Source organism: Paracoccus contaminans (genome assembly GCF_002105555.1).
Taxonomy (GTDB): domain Bacteria; phylum Pseudomonadota; class Alphaproteobacteria; order Rhodobacterales; family Rhodobacteraceae; genus Paracoccus; species Paracoccus contaminans.
The window spans coordinates 1,732,674-1,748,950 of record NZ_CP020612.1 but is presented as its reverse complement, the minus strand read 5'-3'; the positions used below and the strand labels follow the sequence as shown (position 1 = coordinate 1,748,950).

Sequence of the window (16,277 nt, the reverse complement as noted above, 5' to 3'; positions counted from 1 at the left end):
GTCAGCCGATCAGCCAAGCAGGCGCGGTGTTCAGGCGCTGGCCAGCGCCGGCGCGGCGGCATCCGCCTTGGCAAGATCGCGCTTGATCTTGAGCGCGCGAGGGGACAGCTCGGCATCCTTGGCTTTGGCCAGGAAGGCATCCAGCCCGCCGCGATGATCAACCGAACGCAGCGCGGCCGCCGAGATGCGCAGCGAATAAGACTGGCCCAGCCGGTCCGAGATCAGCGTGACATCGTTGAGATTGGGCAGAAAGCGGCGGCGGGTCTTGTTGTTGGCGTGGCTGACGTTGTTGCCCGTCATCGGCCCCTTGCCGGTCAGTTCGCAGACGCGCGACATGATCGTGTTCCTTCGTTGCAGCGGCCGGCCCTGCTGCGGCCAGGGCCGGAAAATGAAAGGGCGCCGCGACGCAGCGCCCGGAAATCCGTTGCGTCTGGATAGTGCACCATCGCGCCGCTCGTCAAGGCCGAATCGCCCAGGGGCGGACGCGCCGCCCTTGGCAAGCGCGCCCCGCGCCAATACCACGGAACCTGCGCGCTCCGCCATGCCGCCCGTTTCGCCCCGATGCCCTGCCCGAGGCCTGCCATGCCCAACCGCCCCGATCACCGACCTGCCTGCCCCTCCGCGCCCCCCGCGCTGGCCGAAGGCGTGGCCGCAGGGGATCGCAGGGCGCTGGCCCGCGCGATCACCCTGGTCGAAAGCACGCGACCCGACCACCGCGCCCAGGCGGCGGCGATGCTGGCCGCCCTGCCGGCGCGGCAGGCGCTGCGGATCGGGCTGTCGGGCACGCCGGGGGTGGGCAAGTCCACCTTCATCGAAACATTCGGCCTGATGCTGACGGGGCTGGGGCTGCGCCTGGCGGTGCTGGCGGTTGATCCCAGCTCGGCCCGCTCGGGCGGCTCGATCCTGGGCGACAAGACCCGGATGGAGCGGCTGGCCCGCGAACCGCGCGCCTATATCCGCCCCTCGCCCAGCCGGGCCGAACTGGGCGGCGTCGCCCGCCGCACGCGCGAGACGGTGCGCCTGGCCGAGGCGGCCGGATTTGACGTGATCCTGATCGAGACGGTCGGCGTCGGCCAGTCCGAGACGCTGGTCGCCGAGATGTCCGACCTCTTCGTGCTGCTGCTGGCCCCGGCCGGCGGGGATGAACTGCAGGGCGTCAAGCGCGGCATCATGGAAATGGCCGACCTGATCCTTGTCAACAAGGCCGACGGGGAACTGCGTCCTGCGGCGCTGCGCACGGTGGCGGACTATGCCGGTGCGCTGAGGCTGCTGCGCAAGCGCCCGCAGGACCCGCCCGGATTTCCCAAGGCGATGCCCGTCTCGGCGATCGAGGGCGGGGGGCTGGAAGCGGTATGGGCCGAGATGCAGGCCCTGCACGGCTGGCGGCAGGCCCGCGGCCTTGTGGACAGCCGCCGCGCCGGCCAGGCGCGCGAGTGGTTCCTGGCCGAGGTGCGCGCAGGGCTGCTTGCCCGGCTGGAACGCGACCCTGCCGCAGGGATGCTGGCGCGGCTGGGATCGCAGGTGGAAGAGGGCCGGGCCGATCCCGTGGCTGCGGCTGCCGAACTGCTGGCCGCGCTGGAGTGACGGGCCCAGGGCAGCTTGCGGCGACGGCCGGCCTTGCGCCGTCCGTCGCGCGTCCTGCTGCCCGGGCAGGCGGCGCAGGCGGCCCCGCCGGCCAGCCCGGCGCAAGGGCGCGGGGGCGACAGCAGCCGACCGCGAAGCAGCAGGCCGGTCCCCAGGTGGCGCCGCCTCGGCGGTGGGGCGGGCACGAAATAAACGCCCGGCCAGCGGCTGCATGGGCTGGCCGGTCTGCTAGGATCGCCCCATGGACCCGATGCCCGCCCTCCCGCTGTTCACCCTGCCCGATGCCGCGACGCTGCACGCGGCCCTGCTTCGCCGTGATGCGGCCTATGAGGGCCGCGCCTGGGTCGGCGTCACCACCACCGGCATCTTCTGCCGGCTGACCTGCCCCGCGCGCAAGCCGCGGCCGGAACACTGCCGCTGGTTCGACAGCCCGGCGGCTGCCATCGGCGCGGGGTTCCGCCCCTGCCGCCGCTGCCACCCTGTGGGGCCGGAGGTCGCCGGCAACCCCGCCGTCCAGCGGCTTCTGTCCCTGCTGGACGAGGAGCCGGCCCGCCGCTGGACCGAGGCGGATGTCGGGGCGCTGGGGCTGGACCCCTCGACGATCCGGCGCGCCTTCCGCCGCCATTTCGGGATGACGTTCCTTGATCTGGCGCGCCAGGCCCGCCTGCGCGAAGGGATGCGCGGCCTTGCCGCAGGCGGTGCGGTCATCGCGGCGCAGCTGGACGCGGGCTTTGACAGCGCAAGCGGGTTCCGCGACGCCTTTGCGCGGCTGTTCGGCCATGCGCCCGCCGCCATGACGCGCGGCCAGCCGCTGCTGCTGGCGGACTGGATCGATACGCCGCTGGGCGGAATGATCGTCATCGCAGACGCCGATAGCCTGCATCTGCTCGAGTTCACCGACCGCAAGGCGCTGGGGCTGGGGCTGCGCCGCCTGTCGGCGGCCGTCCGGGGCCGGATCGGGCTGGGCCGCACCGCCGTCACCGACGCGGCCGAGGCCCAGCTCGGCCGCTATTTCGCCGCGCAGCCGGGCGGCTTCGACCTGCCGCTGACGCTGCACGGCACGCCCTTCCTGCGCACGGTCTGGGCCGAGCTGCAGCGCATCCCCCCTGGCGCGACGATCAGCTATGGCGAACTGGCTGCGCGGATCGGGCGGCCGGCTGCGGCGCGGGCCGTGGCACGGGCGAACGGCGCGAACCGGATCGCCATCGTGATCCCCTGCCACCGTGTCATCGGCGCTGACGGCACGCTGACGGGCTATGCCGGCGGGCTGTGGCGCAAGCAGGCGCTGATCGGGATCGAATGCGAACTTGCCCGCCGGGCCGGCTGACCGGGGCCGGCCCGGCTTGCCTGCGGGGCGGCCCTGCCCTAGCCTTGGGCGCGATTTCTCTCCAAGGTGCGCGATGAACCGACGCCACGCCCTGCTGATCCTTGCCGCGGCCGCCCTGCCCGCGCCGCTGGCCGAGGCTGCGCCGGCCGCGCCCCGCCGCGGGCTGGCGCTGATGATGGTGGAGCGGCCGGGCTGCCCCTGGTGCGCGGCCTGGCGGCGCGAGATCCTGCCCTCCTATGCCGCTCAGGCCGCGGGCCGCCGCCTGCCGCTGTCATTCGTGTCGCTGGACGGCCCTTGGCCGGACGGGCTGGCGCTGGCCCGCGCCCCGCGCGTCACGCCAACCTTCCTTCTGCTGAGGGGCGGGATCGAGATCGCGCGCATCGAGGGATATGCCGGCCCCGCCCGCTTCTGGCCCGAGATCGATTCCCTGCTGCCCCGCGGCTGAGTGCGCCCTTGGCAGGGCTGCGCGGGCTGGGGTAAGGGGCATGTGCATTGCGCGCCTGCGCCGAAAGGACATTCCATGCACGATATCCGCCTTATCCGCGACGATCCGGCCGGCTTTGACGCCGCGCTTGCGCGCCGGGGGCTGGCGCCGATGTCCTCGGAAATCCTTGCGCTTGACGCCGAGCGCCGCGCCCGTATCGCCGCCGCCGAGACGGCGCAGGCCGATCAGAACCGGGCCAGCAAGGAGGTCGGCGCCGCCAGGGCGCGGGGCGATGATGCCGCCTTCGACCAGCTGCGCGCCCTTGTCGCCGACAAGAAGGCCGAGATCGCCGCGATGCAGGCCGAGGCGGCCACGCTGGACGAACGGCTGCGCGATCTGCTGATGGGCATTCCCAACCTGCCTCTGCCGCAGGTTCCCGATGGCAGGGACGAGAACGACAATGTCGAGATCCGCCGCTGGGGCGAGCCGCGGCCGCTCGATTTCGCCCCCGCCGAACATTTCGAGATCGCCGGCGCCCGGGCGGGGCTGGACTTTGCCACGGCCGCCAAGCTGTCGGGGGCCCGCTTCGTGCTGCTGAGCGGGGCGGTCGCGCGCATCCACCGCGCGCTGGCGCAGTTCATGCTGGACCTGCATGCCGACCGCCACGGGCTGACGGAAACCTGGACCCCGGTCCTGGTCCTGCCCGAGATGATGGAGGGCACCGGCCAGCTGCCCAAATTCGGCGAGGACAGCTATCAGACGCGCGAGGGTTGGTGGCTGATCCCCACCGCCGAGGTGACGCTGACCAACACGGTGCATGGCGATCTGGTCGATCAGGCCAGCCTGCCGCGCCGGATGGTCGCCCTTTCCCAGTGCTTCCGGTCCGAGGCGGGCAGCGCCGGGCGCGACACCGCCGGCATGCTGCGCCAGCATCAGTTCGAAAAGGTGGAAATGGTTTCCATCACCGATGCCGATAGCGGGCTGGCCGAACATGAACGGATGACGAAATGCGCCGAGGCCGTGCTGGAGGCGCTGGAGCTGCCCTATCGCACGATCGTCCTGTGCACGGGCGACATGGGCTTTGGCGCGCGCATCACCCATGACATCGAGGTGTGGCTGCCCGGCCAGGGCCGCTATCGCGAGATTTCCTCGGTCAGCTATTGCGGCGATTTCCAGGGCCGGCGCATGAACGCCCGTTACCGCCCCGAGGGGGGCGGGCGGCCCGAATTCGTCCATACGCTGAACGGATCGGGGCTTGCCGTGGGGCGGACGCTGATCGCGGTGCTGGAAAACGGCCAGCAGGCGGACGGCTCGGTCGCGCTACCTGCGGTGCTCCATCCCTATCTGGGGGGGCGACTTCCCTGTCGGCGGATGGCAGGCTTGCCTGAGCGGGGCGCCGGCGCATGGCCGGCGGGCCGCAGCGGCGGGCCGCCGGATTTATGCAGATCCGGACGGACCCGGCAGGCGCGCCGAGTCGTTGAGGGGCCATGACCCTGCAAGGCCGAACCATCGCCGACAGCTTTGCCGCCGGATCCTTTGCGATCTCGGCGGTGCTGACTGCATTGCGCACCACCACCATCCGGCCCGAGCTGCATACCGGGCGCGTGTTCGACAATGGCGGGCTGTCCTTTGCCCTGCCCGACGATCCGCTGGGCAAGGCGGGCCTCAACCTGCTGGGCGTCGTGTCGCAGCCGTCCAATCCGGTCCTGTGGGCGCTGCTGGTGGCCGTGATCGTGGCGGTCGGCGCCCATATGCTGAGCCGCATCCGCCAGCCGGTGCCGCCCGGCCGGGAATGGGCCGAAACCATCGCCATGATGCTTGCCGCGATATGGCCCTGGCTGTTGAACCCGATGCCGTTGCCGGGGCTGGTTCTGGCCGCGCTGTCTGCCGGGCTGCTGACCCAGGGCGTGATGCCGCAGGCGGGGGGAACGCGGCGCGACGGGGGGGCGATCTGCCCGTCGCATTCATCGCGGGCTGGCTGCTGGTCGCAGCCACCTCGGCCCTGGGCATGTATGTGCATTTCCGGCTGGGCGTCGGGCTGGAGCGGGCCGTGCTGATCGGCCTGCTGGTGACGGCCTTGCTGGGCGCCTGGGGGCAGCTGCGCATGAACGGGGCGATCACATTTTCGCTTGCGATCATCTGGGCGATGATCGGCTTTGCCGCGACGACTGCGGGAACCAGCATCACCATTGCTACGGCCTGCGTGCTTGGCATTTCCGCCCTGGCCGTCGTGCTGGTGCGCGTCACCACCTGAGGGGATGACCGGGCAGGCGGCGCGGCGCCGGTCTGTTCGCGGGCCAGGCGGGGCCGGCACCCCTGCCATGCGCCTTCGTGCGGCTTGCCTTGGTCAGCGCATGGGGGCATTGCCGTATGACCCACCGGCGAGACAGTGCGCCGGATATCCGCTTCAGATTCGCGCCAGGGCGTCGCGCATGGCCCTGCCACGCTTCGGGCCATCTCAGAGGAACCGGCAGGAGCGTTATCGCGGCCTATTGCAGTGTCGGCAGGCCTCGCATAGGCTTTGCGATGGGACACCCCTCCCCAACGAGGGGCTTTTTAGCTGGAAGGCTAACCATGACCGACGTCACGACCCCGGCTGCGCGGCCGGCCAATCCGCGTTTTTCGTCTGGCCCCTGCGCCAAGATCCCCGGCTTTACCCTTGACATGCTGAACGATGCGCCGCTGGGCCGCTCGCACCGCGCCGCGGTGGGCAAGTCCAAGCTGGCGCAGGCGATCGAGCTGACCCGCGAGGTGCTGGGCGTTCCTGCCGACTACCGCATCGGCATCGTGCCCGGTTCTGACACTGGCGCGGTGGAAATGGCGATGTGGTCGCTGCTGGGTGCCCGCCCGGTCGAGATGCTGGCCTGGGAAAGCTTTGGCGAAGGCTGGGTCACGGACGCCGTGAAACAACTCAAGCTGGATGCGACCGTGAAGAAGGCCGACTACGGCCGCATCGTCGACTTTGCCACTGTCGATTTTGACAAGGACGTGGTGTTCACCTGGAATGGCACCACCTCGGGCGTGCGGGTGCCGAACGGCGATGCGATCCCGGCGGACCGCGCCGGGCTGATCATCTGCGACGCGACCAGCGCGGCGTTCGCGATGGACCTGCCGTGGGACAAGCTGGATGTCGTCACCTTCAGCTGGCAGAAGGTGCTGGGCGGCGAGGGCGCGCATGGCGTGCTGATCCTGTCGCCCCGTGCGGTCGAGCGGCTGGAAACCTATACCCCCGCCTGGCCGCTGCCCAAGATCTTTCGCATGACCAAGGGCGGCAAGCTGATCGAGGGCATCTTCAAGGGCGAGACGATCAACACCCCCTCGATGCTGTGCGTCGAGGATTACATCGTCGCGCTGAACTGGGCCAAATCCGTCGGCGGGCTGAAGGGCCTGATCGCCCGGGCCGAGGCCAACGCGCGCACCGTCTGGGATTTCTGCGCGGCGCGCGACTGGATCGCCAACCTTGCCGAGGACGCGGCGACGGCGTCCACCACCTCGGTCTGCCTGCGCTTCACCGATCCGGCGATCAAGGACGGCGAGGCCTTCGCCAAGGCGGTCGCCAAGCGGCTCGAGAAAGAGGGCGTGGGGCTGGACCTTGGCGCCTATCGCGATGCGCCGGCGGGTCTGCGGATCTGGTGCGGCTCGACCGTCGAACAGGCCGATGTCGCGGCGCTGCTGCCGTGGGTCGAGTGGGCCTATCGGGCGGAACTGGCCGCGCAGGCTTGATCTGCCCCAAGCGGGGGCCTTGCCCCCGCACCCCCAGGATATTTTCGGACCGAAGATGGGCGTGAGGCTGCGGCCCGCCTTTTCAGGAGATAATCGACATGGCACCCAAGGTTCTGGTTTCCGACGCGCTGAGCGAAACCGCCGTCCAGATCTTCCGCGATCGCGGGGTCGAGGTGGACTACATGCCCGATCTGGGCAAGGACAAGGACAGGCTGGCCGAGATCATCGGCAATTATGACGGGCTGGCGATCCGCTCGGCCACCAAGGTCACGGAAAAGCTGCTGGAAAGGGCCGGGCGGCTGAAGGTGATTGGCCGGGCCGGGATCGGCGTTGACAACGTGGACATCCCCGCGGCCTCGAAAAAGGGCGTGATCGTGATGAACACGCCTTTCGGCAACAGCGTCACCACCGCCGAACACGCCATCGCGCTGATGTTCGCGGTGGCCCGCCAGCTGCCCGAGGCATCGGTGTCCACCCATGCCGGCAAGTGGGAAAAGAACCGCTTCATGGGTGTCGAGCTGTTCAACAAGACACTGGGCGTGATCGGCGCGGGCAATATCGGCGGCATCGTCATCGACCGCGCCCGCGGGCTGCACATGAAGGTGCTGGCCTATGACCCCTTTCTGTCGGACGAGCGCGCCAAGGAGATGGGCGCGACCAAGGTCGAGCTGGACGAGCTGCTGGCCAAGGCCGATTTCATCACCCTGCATGTTCCGCTGACCGACAAGACGCGGGGCATCCTGTCGGCCGAGAACCTGGCCAGGACGAAAAAGGGCGTGCGCATCATCAACGCCGCCCGCGGCGGGCTGATCGACGAGGCGGCGCTGGCCGAGGCGCTGAAGTCGGGCCATGTCGCCGGCGCCGCGCTGGACGTGTTCGCGACCGAGCCGGCGACCGAAAGCCCGCTGTTCGGTCTGCCGAACGTCGTCGTGACCCCGCATCTGGGCGCCTCGACCACCGAGGCGCAGGAGAACGTCGCCCTGCAGGTGGCCGAGCAGATGTCGGACTATCTGCTGACCGGCGCGGTGCAGAACGCGCTGAACATGCCCAGCGTCACCGCCGAGGAGGCGGCCGTCATGGGTCCGTGGATCAAGCTGGCCGGGCATCTGGGCGCCTTCATCGGGCAGATGACCGACGAGCCGATCAAGGCGATCAACATTCTTTACGATGGCGTGGCGGCGACGATGAACATCAACGCCCTGAACGCCGCGGTGATCGCCGGGGTGATGAAGTCGGTGAACCCCGACGCCAACATGGTCTCGGCCCCGGTCGTGGCCAAGGAACGCGGCATCCAGATCGCTACCACGACGCAGGACAAGGCCGGCGTCTATGACGGCTATGTCAAGGTGACGATGGTGACGGGGGATCGCGAGCGGTCAATCGCGGGCACCGTGTTCAGCGATGGCAAGCCCCGTTTCATCCAGATCCGCGGCATCAATGTCGATGCCGAGATCGGGGCGCACATGATGTACACCCGCAACAAGGACGTGCCGGGTGTGATCGGCACGCTGGGCGTCACGCTGGGGGGCATGGGCGTCAACATGGCGAACTTCACGCTGGGCCGGGCGGCGAACGGGGGCGATGCCATCGCCATCACCTATCTGGACGAGCCGCTGCGCGAGGATGTGCGCCAGGCGCTGCTGGCGACCGGCAAGTTCGAACAGGTGCGCCCGCTGACCTTCGAGGTCTGAAGGGCGCGGAACCCGCCCTCGGCCGATCCTGTGGGCCGAGGGAGAGGCAAGGGAAACCGGCATGGCGATCTATGCGATCGGCGATATCCACGGGCATCTGGCGCTGCTGCAGGATGCGCATGAGCGCATCCGTGCCGACGGGGGCGAGGATGCACGGATCGTCCATGTCGGCGACCTGATCGACCGCGGCCCCGACAGCCGCGGGGTGATCGCCTGTCTGATGGACGGGCAGGCGCAGGGGCGGAACTGGATCGTCCTCAAGGGCAATCACGACCGCCAGCTTCCCAACTTCCTGCGCGATCCGGGCTGGATCGACCCTTGCGCGGCCGACCAGAGGAACTGGATCGCCCGCGACAGCGGGGCCGAGGCGACGCTTGCCTCCTATGGCGTGACGGCGGCGCGGGCCCGTCCGCTGTCGGCTGTCCATGCCGAGGCGCTGGAGGCCATCCCGGCCAGCCATGCCCGCTGGCTGGACGGGCTGCCCGCCTGGCACCTGACCCCGCAGGCGCTGTTCGTGCATGCCGGGATCAGGCCGGGCATCGACCTGCTGGCCCAGGCCCAGGACGACCTGCTGTGGATCAGGAAGCCCTTTCACCAGGACCGCCGCGATCACGGGGTGCTGGTGGTCCATGGCCACACGCCCGTGCGGCGGGCCACGCATTTCGGCAACCGGGTGGCCATCGACACCGGCGCGGCCATGGGCGGGCCGCTGACCGTCGCCCTGTTCGAGGAAGGCGGCGCCGCCTGGCTGATCGGGAAGGGCGGGCGCACGGCCCTGGCGCACTCGACAACAGCCTGAGCCGGGTTCAGAACAGCGCCATCCGTTCCTGGGAGGTACCCCCGATGGCGCATCATGCCGATCCGGCGCATCACAATCCGACAACGGGCGAAACGATCCGCAAGATATTCGTGGCGTCCAGCGGCAATCTGGTCGAGTGGTTCGACTTCTACCTTTACGCCTTCTTTTCGGTCTATTTCGCCAAGCAGTTCTTTGCAGGCGACCAGACGCAGGCGTTCCTCGCCTCGGCGGGGGTGATCCTGCTGTCGTTCTTCATGCGGCCCCTGGGCGGCTATGTGTTCGGCCGCATCGCCGACCGCTATGGGCGCAAGACCTCGATGGTGACATCGGTGCTGATGATGTCGGCCGGCTCGCTGCTGATGGCACTGCTGCCGACAACAGAACGGATCGGCGCCGCGGCACCGATCCTGCTGCTGCTGGTGCGCTGCCTGCAGGCCTTTTCAGTGGGCGGCGAATATGGCGCCACCGCAACCTACATGACCGAGGTTTCCCAGCGCGGGCGGCGCGGCTTCTATTCCTCGTTCCAGTATGTGACGCTGATCGGGGGGCAGCTGCTTGCCTCGCTGCTGGCGACGATCATGCAGCTGTTCATGACCACCGAGGAAATCACCGCCGGGGGATGGCGCTGGGCCTTTGTCGTGGGCGCGCTGATGGGGCTGGTCTCGCTGTGGCTGCGCCGTTCGCTGACGGAAACGCAATCGGACGCGGCCCGCACGAGCAAGGAGGCGGGGACGCTGCGCGGGGTGCTGCGCCATCCGCGCGCGGTGCTGGTGGTGCTGGGCATCACCTGCTTCGGCTCGCTGTCCTTCTATGCCTTCACGACCTACATGCAGAAATACCTCATCAACACGACAGGAATGGCCAAGCCGCAGGCGTCCAACATCATGACCCTGTGCCTGTTCATCTACATGTGCGCCCAGCCGCTGTTCGGCGCGCTGTCGGACCGGATCGGGCGCAAGGCGCAGATGCTGCTGTTCTCGGTCGGGATGGCGGTGGCGATGATCCCGGCCTATCGCTTTCTGGGCGCGAACCAGTCGCCGGCGATGGCGGTGCTGTGCATCACCGGGGTGATGATGATCATGTCGCTCTACACCTCGATCTCGGGCGTGCTGAAGGCCGAGATGTTCCCGCCCGAGGTGCGCGCGCTGGGCACGGGCTTTGTCTATGCGATCGGCAACGCCCTGTTCGGGGGCAGCGCCGAATATGTGGCGCTGTATTTCAAGCAGGCCGGGCATGAGAGCTATTTCTCGATCTACCTGACCGTCATGGCCATCGTCTGCCTGATCGCAGTGCTGTTCATGCGCGACAACCGCCGGCACGGCTTCTTCCGGCACGACTGATCCGGCCGGTCCGGCCGGACCCCGGCCGGGCCATGGCCCGCATCGCAACAGGCCGCATTTTCTGCATCTGCCGCGCCCTTGGGCGCCGCGGCCGGGCGGGTTGCAGTGGACTTTTCCGGGACGAGGCGTTACACGCCTGTAACGATCAGGGCAAAGATCATGCGCAGTGCGAAATACAACATCGGACAGGTCGTGCGTCACCGCGAACATCCGTTCCGCGGGGTCGTGTTCGACGTGGACCCTCAGTTCGCCAACACCGAAGAATGGTATCAGTCCATCCCCGAGGATTGCCGCCCGTCCAAGGACCAGCCCTATTACCACCTGTATGCGGAAACCGAGGCGACCTATTACGTCGCCTATGTCTCGGAACAGAACCTCGTTCCCGACCATTCGGGCGAACCGCTGGCCCATCCCGAACTGAACAGCCTGTTCGGAGAGTTCGCGGACGGCCGCTATCCGATGCAGCACGGCCTGAACTGACCCGCGGATGGACCCGCAGATCCTTGCGTTGCTGGTTCTGGCGGCCTCGGCGGCCGGATTCGTGGATGCGATCGCAGGGGGCGGCGGGCTGATCACCGTTCCGGTGCTGCTGATGGCGGGGCTGCCGCCCGATCAGGCGCTGGCGACGAACAAGGTTCAGGGCAGCGTGGGGGCGGCAACCGCCGCCCTTGCCTATGCCCGCTCCGGCCTGGTCGATCTGCGCCGGCAGACAAGGAGCGCGGGCCTGGCCTTTGCCGCGGGTCTGGCGGGGGCGCTGCTGGTGACGGCCCTGCCCGCCCAGGCGCTGCGGATCATGCTGCCGGTCGTGCTGATCGGGATCGCCTTGTTCTTTGCCTTCAAGCCGGGGCTGAACGATCTGGACCGCGCGGCAAGGCTGTCGCCGGCCGCGTTCGCCCTGACGGTGGTGCCGGCCATCGGCTTTTATGACGGGCTGATCGGGCCGGGCGCGGGGGCGTTCTACATGCTGGCCTTTGTCGCGCTGGCGGGGTTCGGCATCCTCAAGGCGACGGCGCATACCAAGCTGCTGAACTTTGCGTCCAACATCGGCGGGCTGACCGCCTTTGCCCTGACCGGGCACCCGCTATGGGCCGCCGGCCTGCTGATGGGGGCGGGGCAGATGCTGGGCGCCTGGCTGGGCAGCCGCCTGGCCATGCGCATCGGCGCGCGCGTGATCAAGCCGCTGCTGGTCGTGACCTCGACGGCGCTGGCCCTGCGGCTGCTGTGGCAGATGATCTGAGCGCGCCCTTCAGCGCGCCGGACTGAAACCATCCGCCAGCCGCAGCGCGCCGACCTCGACCCCGCGGCAGTTGCGCAGCGGATCGGTCAGACAGGCTCCCACGACCGGATGATCGGGGGCCAGCAGGCCGTGGCGCACCAGCAGCGCCGTGATCGCCGCCTCGGATGCGCGCGTCGCCCCGTCCACGATCTTGAGCGCGATGCCCATGCCCCGCGCAGGCGCGATGGCGACAAAGACGCCCTCGGCCCCGGTCTTGACGGCGACCTGCCCGCCCATCGCCCGCATCAGGTTGGTGCAGGCGCGCCCCTCGCCCGCGACCAGGGCGGGATGGGCCGCCATCGCGCGGGTCAGGCGCGCCATCGCGCTGCGGCGCAGGCCGCCCCTGTCCGCGTTCACGGGCCCGCCCCCATCCTCGGCGCCGGCAAAGCGCGCCATCGCACGCGCCAGCCCCGCAACCGAGGTGGCGAAATTGGGGGCCGAGCAGCCGTCGATGCCGTAGCCCGGCGACGGCTCGCCCGTCACCGCCTCGAAGGCGGCGCGGATGGATTGCTGGAGCGGATGGTCCGGCTGGTGGTATTCGGGACCGGCGCCGTGATGGCGCGTCCAGGTCAGAAAGCCGGCATGCTTGCCCGAGCAGTTGTTGTGCAGCTGGCACGGGCTTTCATCCGAACAGATCAGCAGCCGGCTTTCCGCAGGATCGGGCGGCATATGCGCGCCGCAGCGCAGATCCCCCTCGGCCATGCCCAGACCGTCCAGCCAGGCCGCGACGCGCTGCACATGGATGCGCGCGCCCTGATGCGATGCGCAGGCCAGCGCCAGATGTTCGTCCGTCAGCCCCGCCGCATCGGCGGCGCCGCTTTCCACCAGCGGCAGCGCTTGGATCATCTTGCATGAGGAACGCGGAAAGATGACCGTGCCCGGCTCGCCCCAGGATTCCACCATGCCGCCGCGATCCCAGACGACGGCATGGCCGCGATGGGCGCTTTCCAGCATGTCGCCGCGCCAAAGCTCGATCAGTTCGGCAGCGGGCATGGGGGCGACTCCTTTGACAAATGCGCGATTTTCCGGTCGCGGGGGTTTTGCCACGCAGCGGTTTCCGGTTAACTAGGCCATATCCGGTCCCAAGACCACCGACCCGTGACAACCCGGCCCCAACCGGGGGAAAGCAGAAGGCATCGAGCATGACGAGACCCATTCTTCACCTTGGCGCCGTTGCCGCAATGCTGGCGGCGCTGGCCTCGCCCGCATTGGCAGCCGAACCCAAGGTTCTGGGCAGCGAGGGTGACTGGACCGCCTTTGCCGGCAGCGATCCCAAGGAATGCTGGGCCGTCTCGCCCCCTAAATCCAGCAAGAACACCGATGCCGAGGGCAACCCCAAGGATGTCACCCGCAGCGACATCCGCCTGTATGTCGCCTATCGGCCCGGCCAGAATGGCGAGATCTCGTTCCAAGGCGGCTATCCCTTTGCCCCCGACTCGACGGTCGATGTCACCATCGGCAGCGGCAAGTTCAAGCTGTTCACCGAGGGCGAGAACGCCTGGACCGGATCGCCGGACGAGGATGCCAAGCTGATCGCGGCCCTGCGCGGCGGGTCCGAGGCGGTGATCGCCGGCCGTTCGGCGCGCGGCACGCGCACCAGCGACACGTTCTCGCTCAAGGGCATCACCGCGATGACCAACAAGGCGCGCGAAAGCTGCAAGTAATCGCTGCTGCCTGCGGGCGGTGGTTGTCATAGCATCGGGGCCGCCCCATCTGTGGGCGGCCCGCATCGTTTACGATGGACCCTCTCATGAACCCGCCCCTTCCCGCCGACACCGCCCCTGCTCCGCTGGCAAGCGCCCCGATCATGCAGGATGTGCTGACGATCCCGCGCAGCCTGCCGCAGGCGGGGCGGGTCAACCTTGTCGGCCTGACGCGCGAGCAGCTGCGCGCCGCCCTGACCCAGGCAGGCACGCCGGAACGGCAGGCGCGGATGCGCGTCGGGCAGATCTGGCAATGGCTTTATCACTGGGGCGTGCGCGATTTCGCGCAGATGACGAACCTGGCCAAGGATTACCGCGCCTTTCTGACCGAACGGTTCGAGATCGCGGTCCCCGAGGTTGTCACCCGCCAGATCAGCGAGGATGGCACCCGCAAGTATTTGCTGCGCATCGCCGGCGGGCATGAGGTGGAAACCGTCTATATCCCCGAGGAAGGCCGCGGGACGCTGTGCGTGTCAAGCCAGGTCGGCTGCACGCTGACCTGTTCCTTCTGCCATACCGGCACGCAGAAGCTGGTGCGCAACCTGACGGCCGGCGAGATCGTGGGCCAGCTGATGCTGGCACGCGACGATCTGGGCGAATGGCCCCAGCCGGGTGCGCCGCGCGATGAAACCCGGCTGGTCAGCAACCTCGTCCTGATGGGCATGGGCGAGCCGCTCTACAATTTCGACAATGTGCGCGACGCCATGGCGGTGGTGATGGACGGCGAGGGGCTGAGCCTGTCGCGCCGGCGCATCACCCTGTCCACATCCGGCGTGGTGCCCGAGATCGCCCGCACCGCTACCGAGATCGGCTGCCAGCTTGCCGTGTCCTTCCACGCCACGACCGATCCGGTCCGCGACCGGCTGGTGCCGATCAACAAACGCTGGAACATCGACCAGCTGCTGGGCGCGCTGCGCGACTATCCGCGCCTGTCCAACAGCGAGCGCATCACCTTTGAATATGTGATGCTGGACGGCGTGAACGACAGCGACGAGGACGCCCGCCGGCTGATCCGCCTGATCCGCGGCATCCCCGCCAAGATCAACCTGATCCCCTTCAACGAATGGCCGGGCGCGCCCTATCGGCGCTCGTCCTGGGACCGGATCGAGGCCTTTGCCGACATCATCTACAAGGCCGGCTATGCCTCGCCCATCCGCACCCCGCGGGGCGAGGACATCATGGCCGCCTGCGGGCAGCTGAAATCGGCGACCGAGCGGGGCCGCAAGTCGGCGCGCGATGTCGCGGCCGAAGCGGGGCTGTAAGGGGCGGCCCCCGCGGGACATCCCGCCCGGAACGAGGGTCAGCCGAGCCTGCCCGCGACCAGATCGGCAATCGCCAGCGAGGCGGTCAGCCCCGGGCTTTCGATGCCGAAAAGATTGACAAGACCTTCGATGCCATGCGCCTCGGGTCCGTCGATGCGAAAATCGGCGGCGGGCTGGCCGGGGCCGCTGATCTTGGGGCGGATGCCGCAATAGGTCGGGGCCAGCGCGTCGGCGGGCAGGCCGGGCCAATAGCGGCGGATCTCGGTTTCGAAATGGGCGCGGCGCGAGGGGTTCACGCGGTAGTCGATGGATTGGATCCATTCGACATCGGGGCCGAACCGCATCGCCCCGCCAAGATCCAGCGTCAGATGAACGCCAAGGCCGCCGGGTTCGGGCACCGGATAGATCAGGCGTGAAAACGCCGCCCGCCCCGGCGCGGCGTAATAGCTGCCCCGCGCATAGAGGGTCTGGGGAACATGAGCGGGGTCCAGCCCCTCAATGCTCGCCGCAACCGCCGATGCCCACAGCCCGGCCGCATTCACCACGCTGTCCGCGCCCAGGGCAAAGGCCTCGCCCTCGGCCAGGGTATGCACGACAAAGCCCCTGCCGTCCCGCTCGATCCGCGCCACGCTGGTGCCCAGCGACAGCATGGCGCCCGCGGCCTCGGCATCGGCCAGCAGCGAGGCCATCAGCGCATGACTGTCCACGATTCCGGTTTCGGGCGATAGCAGCGCGGCATGGCAGGCCAGTGCCGGCTCCATCGCTTGCGCCTGCGCGGCGCTCAGCGGTTGCAGGGCGACGCCGTTCGCCCCGGCCCCGTCGCGGATGGCGTCGAGCGTCGCCACCTGCGCGGCCGAGGTCGCCACGACCAGCTTGCCGCAGCGGCGATGCGGAACTTGGCGGGCGGCGGCATAATCATACAGCATCCTGCGGCCCGCGACGCACAGCCGCGCCTTGAGACTGCCCGCCGGATAATAGATCCCGGCATGGATCACCTCGGAATTGCGCGCGCTCGTCTCGGTTCCGATCGCGGCGGCACGTTCGACGATCACCACCTCGGCCCCGCGCAGGGCCAGCGCGCGGGCCGCGGCCAGGCCCACGACACCCGCGCCGATCACGATGCAGCCGACCCGGTCCATCCAAGTTCT

The 16,277-nt window shown here is 69.0% G+C and carries 16 protein-coding genes and 1 pseudogene; 14 read left to right on the top strand and 3 right to left on the bottom strand.

What is annotated here, in order from left to right; genetic code table 11:
- Positions 1–30: 30 nt before the first annotated feature.
- The gene (rpmB, locus tag B0A89_RS08250) at positions 31–336 is read right to left on the bottom strand and encodes a 50S ribosomal protein L28 (RefSeq protein ID WP_085377729.1); all 306 of its coding nucleotides are present in this window, start codon (positions 334–336) and stop codon (positions 31–33) included.
- 246 nt (positions 337–582) lie between these two features.
- Between rpmB and meaB the strand changes: the two genes are divergently transcribed.
- The 12 genes and pseudogenes from meaB to B0A89_RS08190 all read left to right on the top strand — a co-directional run bounded on the left by meaB (position 583) and on the right by B0A89_RS08190 (position 12,125).
- Positions 583–1,584: a methylmalonyl Co-A mutase-associated GTPase MeaB gene (meaB, locus tag B0A89_RS08245; RefSeq protein ID WP_085377728.1), complete on the top strand. Its 1,002-nt coding sequence runs from the start codon at positions 583–585 to the stop codon at positions 1,582–1,584.
- 241 nt (positions 1,585–1,825) lie between these two features.
- A complete protein-coding gene (locus B0A89_RS08240; protein ID WP_240558460.1) occupies positions 1,826–2,911 on the top strand; it encodes a bifunctional transcriptional activator/DNA repair enzyme AdaA in 1,086 nt (361 codons plus the stop codon).
- Positions 2,912–2,984: 73 nt separating this feature from the next.
- Positions 2,985–3,356 (top strand): thioredoxin domain-containing protein, encoded by a 372-nt coding sequence (locus B0A89_RS08235; protein WP_240558458.1) that lies wholly within the window; start codon positions 2,985–2,987, stop codon positions 3,354–3,356.
- Between the two features lie 75 nt (positions 3,357–3,431).
- A pseudogene (serS, locus tag B0A89_RS08230) lies at positions 3,432–4,723 on the top strand (serine--tRNA ligase).
- Between the two features lie 99 nt (positions 4,724–4,822).
- Positions 4,823–5,392, top strand: coding sequence for a hypothetical protein (locus B0A89_RS08225; RefSeq protein ID WP_085377727.1), 570 nt, complete (start codon positions 4,823–4,825; stop codon positions 5,390–5,392).
- Positions 5,344–5,589: a hypothetical protein gene (locus tag B0A89_RS08220; protein ID WP_085377726.1), complete on the top strand. Its 246-nt coding sequence runs from the start codon at positions 5,344–5,346 to the stop codon at positions 5,587–5,589. Before B0A89_RS08225 ends, B0A89_RS08220 begins: the two co-directional genes overlap by 49 nt.
- 320 nt (positions 5,590–5,909) lie before the next feature.
- Positions 5,910–7,058: a phosphoserine transaminase gene (locus B0A89_RS08215; protein WP_085377725.1), complete on the top strand. Its 1,149-nt coding sequence runs from the start codon at positions 5,910–5,912 to the stop codon at positions 7,056–7,058.
- Between the two features lie 98 nt (positions 7,059–7,156).
- A complete protein-coding gene (gene serA / locus B0A89_RS08210; RefSeq protein WP_085377724.1) occupies positions 7,157–8,749 on the top strand; it encodes a phosphoglycerate dehydrogenase in 1,593 nt (530 codons plus the stop codon).
- A gap of 61 nt (positions 8,750–8,810) precedes the next feature.
- On the top strand, positions 8,811–9,548 hold the full coding sequence (locus B0A89_RS08205; protein ID WP_085377723.1) for a metallophosphoesterase: 738 nt from the start codon (positions 8,811–8,813) through the stop codon (positions 9,546–9,548).
- A gap of 44 nt (positions 9,549–9,592) precedes the next feature.
- Positions 9,593–10,888 carry an MFS transporter gene (locus B0A89_RS08200; protein ID WP_085377722.1) on the top strand — a complete coding sequence of 432 codons (1,296 nt, stop codon included), beginning with the start codon at positions 9,593–9,595 and terminating at the stop codon, positions 10,886–10,888.
- A 159-nt stretch (positions 10,889–11,047) separates the two neighbouring features.
- On the top strand, positions 11,048–11,368 hold the full coding sequence (gene hspQ / locus B0A89_RS08195; RefSeq protein WP_085377721.1) for a heat shock protein HspQ: 321 nt from the start codon (positions 11,048–11,050) through the stop codon (positions 11,366–11,368).
- A 7-nt stretch (positions 11,369–11,375) separates the two neighbouring features.
- On the top strand, positions 11,376–12,125 hold the full coding sequence (locus B0A89_RS08190; protein WP_085377720.1) for a TSUP family transporter: 750 nt from the start codon (positions 11,376–11,378) through the stop codon (positions 12,123–12,125).
- Between the two features lie 9 nt (positions 12,126–12,134).
- Here B0A89_RS08190 and B0A89_RS08185 read toward each other — a convergent pair whose 3' ends face one another.
- Complete coding sequence (locus tag B0A89_RS08185; RefSeq protein ID WP_085377719.1) at positions 12,135–13,157, bottom strand: asparaginase; 1,023 nt, start codon at positions 13,155–13,157, stop codon at positions 12,135–12,137.
- A 149-nt stretch (positions 13,158–13,306) separates the two neighbouring features.
- Between B0A89_RS08185 and B0A89_RS08180 the strand changes: the two genes are divergently transcribed.
- Together B0A89_RS08180 and rlmN are read left to right on the top strand one after the other, a co-directional pair.
- Positions 13,307–13,828, top strand: a complete 522-nt coding sequence (locus B0A89_RS08180; protein WP_085377718.1) for an invasion associated locus B family protein — start codon at positions 13,307–13,309, stop codon at positions 13,826–13,828.
- A gap of 86 nt (positions 13,829–13,914) precedes the next feature.
- Positions 13,915–15,129, top strand: coding sequence for a dual-specificity RNA methyltransferase RlmN (rlmN, locus tag B0A89_RS08175; RefSeq protein ID WP_085377717.1), 1,215 nt, complete (start codon positions 13,915–13,917; stop codon positions 15,127–15,129).
- 38 nt (positions 15,130–15,167) lie between these two features.
- Here rlmN and B0A89_RS08170 read toward each other — a convergent pair whose 3' ends face one another.
- Positions 15,168–16,268 carry an NAD(P)/FAD-dependent oxidoreductase gene (locus tag B0A89_RS08170; protein ID WP_085377716.1) on the bottom strand — a complete coding sequence of 367 codons (1,101 nt, stop codon included), beginning with the start codon at positions 16,266–16,268 and terminating at the stop codon, positions 15,168–15,170.
- Positions 16,269–16,277: the final 9 nt, after the last annotated feature.

Excerpts from the sequence above, each read along its gene's own strand:
- rpmB (WP_085377729.1), bottom strand. The coding sequence starts at position 336 with ATGTCGCGCGTCTGCGAACTGACCGGCAAGGGGCCGATGACGGGCAAC.
- meaB (WP_085377728.1), top strand. The coding sequence starts at position 583 with ATGCCCAACCGCCCCGATCACCGACCTGCCTGCCCCTCCGCGCCCCCC.
- B0A89_RS08240 (WP_240558460.1), top strand. The coding sequence starts at position 1,826 with ATGGACCCGATGCCCGCCCTCCCGCTGTTCACCCTGCCCGATGCCGCG.
- B0A89_RS08235 (WP_240558458.1), top strand. The coding sequence starts at position 2,985 with ATGAACCGACGCCACGCCCTGCTGATCCTTGCCGCGGCCGCCCTGCCC.
- B0A89_RS08225 (WP_085377727.1), top strand. The coding sequence starts at position 4,823 with ATGACCCTGCAAGGCCGAACCATCGCCGACAGCTTTGCCGCCGGATCC.
- B0A89_RS08220 (WP_085377726.1), top strand. The coding sequence starts at position 5,344 with ATGTATGTGCATTTCCGGCTGGGCGTCGGGCTGGAGCGGGCCGTGCTG.
- B0A89_RS08215 (WP_085377725.1), top strand. The coding sequence starts at position 5,910 with ATGACCGACGTCACGACCCCGGCTGCGCGGCCGGCCAATCCGCGTTTT.
- serA (WP_085377724.1), top strand. The coding sequence starts at position 7,157 with ATGGCACCCAAGGTTCTGGTTTCCGACGCGCTGAGCGAAACCGCCGTC.
- B0A89_RS08205 (WP_085377723.1), top strand. The coding sequence starts at position 8,811 with ATGGCGATCTATGCGATCGGCGATATCCACGGGCATCTGGCGCTGCTG.
- B0A89_RS08200 (WP_085377722.1), top strand. The coding sequence starts at position 9,593 with ATGGCGCATCATGCCGATCCGGCGCATCACAATCCGACAACGGGCGAA.
- hspQ (WP_085377721.1), top strand. The coding sequence starts at position 11,048 with ATGCGCAGTGCGAAATACAACATCGGACAGGTCGTGCGTCACCGCGAA.
- B0A89_RS08190 (WP_085377720.1), top strand. The coding sequence starts at position 11,376 with ATGGACCCGCAGATCCTTGCGTTGCTGGTTCTGGCGGCCTCGGCGGCC.
- B0A89_RS08185 (WP_085377719.1), bottom strand. The coding sequence starts at position 13,157 with ATGCCCGCTGCCGAACTGATCGAGCTTTGGCGCGGCGACATGCTGGAA.
- B0A89_RS08180 (WP_085377718.1), top strand. The coding sequence starts at position 13,307 with ATGACGAGACCCATTCTTCACCTTGGCGCCGTTGCCGCAATGCTGGCG.
- rlmN (WP_085377717.1), top strand. The coding sequence starts at position 13,915 with ATGAACCCGCCCCTTCCCGCCGACACCGCCCCTGCTCCGCTGGCAAGC.
- B0A89_RS08170 (WP_085377716.1), bottom strand. The coding sequence starts at position 16,268 with ATGGACCGGGTCGGCTGCATCGTGATCGGCGCGGGTGTCGTGGGCCTG.